Source organism: Nocardia rhamnosiphila NBRC 108938 (assembly GCF_000720425.1).
In the GTDB taxonomy this organism is placed as follows: domain Bacteria; phylum Actinomycetota; class Actinomycetes; order Mycobacteriales; family Mycobacteriaceae; genus Nocardia; species Nocardia rhamnosiphila.
This window is the reverse complement of sequence record NZ_JOAJ01000035.1, coordinates 1-2,513: the sequence shown is the minus strand read 5'-3', so window position 1 is coordinate 2,513 and position 2,513 is coordinate 1. Positions and strand designations below refer to the sequence as shown.

Sequence of the window (2,513 nt, the reverse complement as noted above, 5' to 3'; positions counted from 1 at the left end):
GGACGGGCGGTTGCGGCCGGTTCCGGTGGGTGTTGCGGGTGAGTTGTATCTCGCGGGTGTGCAGTTGGCGCGTGGGTATGTGGCGCGCCCGGATCTGTCGGCGGATCGGTTCGTGGCCGATCCGTTCGATGTTGCGGAGCGGATGTATCGCACGGGTGACCTGGTGCGGTGGACTGCTGCCGGTGAGTTGGAGTATCTGGGTCGTACCGATTTCCAGGTGAAGTTGCGTGGTCTGCGCATCGAACTCGGCGAAATCGAGTCGGCGCTGGCCGGTGTGGACGAGGTCGGGCAAGCCGTGGTGGTCATGCGTGGTGACGCGCGCACCGGCGACCAGCTTGTCGCCTACCTGGTGCCCGCCCCGGGCGCGCTGCTGGATATCGAGGATCTGCGTGAGGATCTGACGGAGCTGCTCCCGGCGTACATGGTGCCCGCCGCGTTCGTGGTACTGGACGAGTTGCCGCTGAACGCCTCCGGGAAGCTGGATCGCAAGGCGCTGCCGGCGCCGGTGTTCCAGGCGCGAGTGTTCCGGGCGCCCTCGACTCCGGTCGAGGAGATCGTGGCCGCGACCTTCGCCGAGGTACTGGGTGCCGAGCGGGTCGGTGCGGACGACGACTTCTTCGAGCTGGGCGGTAACTCGCTCAGCGCCACCCGGGTGGCGGCGCGGTTGTCGGTGGCACTGGACACCGAACTTCCGGTCCGGGAACTGTTCGAGGCCTCCACCGTGGCGGCACTGGCCGCCCGCGCGGAGACCCATGCCGGCGCGGGGGGCCGGGTGGCGCTGGTGCCGCAGCCGCGGCCGACCCAGGTCCTGGCGACGGGCGAGGTCGTGGAACGGGTGCCGCTGTCGCTGGCGCAGCAGCGGATGTGGTTCCTGAACCGGTTCGATCCGGCCTCGGCCGCGGACAATATGCCGATCGCGGTGCGGTTGTCGGGTCTGCTCGACCGCCAGGCCATGCAGATCGCGATCGCCGACGTGCTGGCGCGGCACGAAGCGCTGCGAACCTTCTACCCGGATGTGGACGGCACGCCGTTCCAGCAGGTGCTGCCGACCTCGGCGGTGATCCCGGATCTCACCCCGGTGGAGGTCGCGGAGTCGGATCTGTTCGCCCGGGTGGCCGAGTTCGTATCGGCCGGTTTCGACGTGACCACCGGAGTGCCCTTCCGGGTCCGGTTGTTCGAGACGAATCCGACCGAGCACGTCCTGGTTCTCGTCGTGCACCATATTTCGTCGGACGGCTTCTCCCTGGGACCGCTGGCCCGCGATGTGCTCACGGCCTACAGCGCCCGGATCGAGGGCGGTGAGCCGGGCTGGTCGCCGCTCGAGGTGCAGTACGCCGATTACACGCTGTGGCAGCGCCAGGTCCTGGGTTCGGAGGACGATCCGCAGTCGGTGATCGCCTCGCAGGTCAGGTACTGGTCCGACGCTCTGGCCGGCATTCCGGAGCAGTTGGACCTGCCGGCCGACCGCCCGCGGCCCGCGGTGGCCTCCGGGCAGGGCGCCAGTTACACCTTCGCCATCGACGACACCGTGCACGCCGAATTGGTGGAGCTCGCCCGCGCCCACGGCGTGACCTTCTTCATGGTTTTGCACGCGGCCTTCGCCGTGATGCTGTCCCGGTTGTCGGGTGAGACCGATATCGTCGTCGGCACACCGGTGGCCGGGCGTGGTGAACGTGCTCTGGACGATCTGATCGGCATGTTCGTCAACACGCTCGCACTGCGGACGCCGATCGACCACGGGGCCGGTTTCGCCGAACTGCTGGAAACGGTCCGCAGCAGTGACGTGGCCGCCTTCGGGCACGCGGACCTGCCGTTCGAGCGCTTGGTGGAGGTCCTCAACCCGGCCCGCTCGCAGGCTCGGCATCCGCTGTTCCAGGTGATGCTGTCGCTGCAGAACAACAACCCGCAGGTCGCCGGGGAACTGCCCGGCCTGACCATCAGCGGACTCGAGTCACCGATCGAGACAGCGAAGTTCGATCTCGTGCTGGAGCTCGGCGAGCTGATGGGTCCGGCAGGTGCCGGCGCGGCGGCCGCTCACGGTGTCGCGGCGAAGTTCATCTACGCGACGGATCTCTTCGACCACGCCACGGTGGTGGGCTTCGCGGAGCGGTTCGTGGGTCTGCTGCGGGAGATCGTGGCGGCGCCGGAGACGGCGGTCGGCGATCTTGAGATTCTCGCCGCGGTCGAGCGTGACCGGGTGCTGGCGGAGTGGAACGCCACCGAGCACACGCTCCCGGAAGGGCTGCTGCTGGATCGGTTCGATGCCGCGGCCGCGGCGTACCCGGATCGGGTGGCGGTTTCGTTCGAGGGGACGAGTCTGTCCTATGGCGAGTTCGCGGGTCGGGTGAACCGGTTGGCGCGGCATTTGATCGCGCAGGGTGTGGGGCCGGAGACGTTGGTCGGGTTGCTGGTTTCGCGGTCGCTGGATCTCGTGGTCGGGATGTATGCGGTGGTCGCGGCCGGTGGTGCGTATGTGCCGTTGGATCCGGCGCATCCGGCGGAGCGGATCGGTT

At 68.5% G+C, this 2,513-nt stretch carries 1 protein-coding gene; it reads left to right on the top strand.

The features are described 5' to 3' along the window. The coding region (locus tag IG75_RS0135505; protein ID WP_030525724.1) for a condensation domain-containing protein at window positions 1–2,513 on the top strand (2,513 nt) is incomplete at both ends.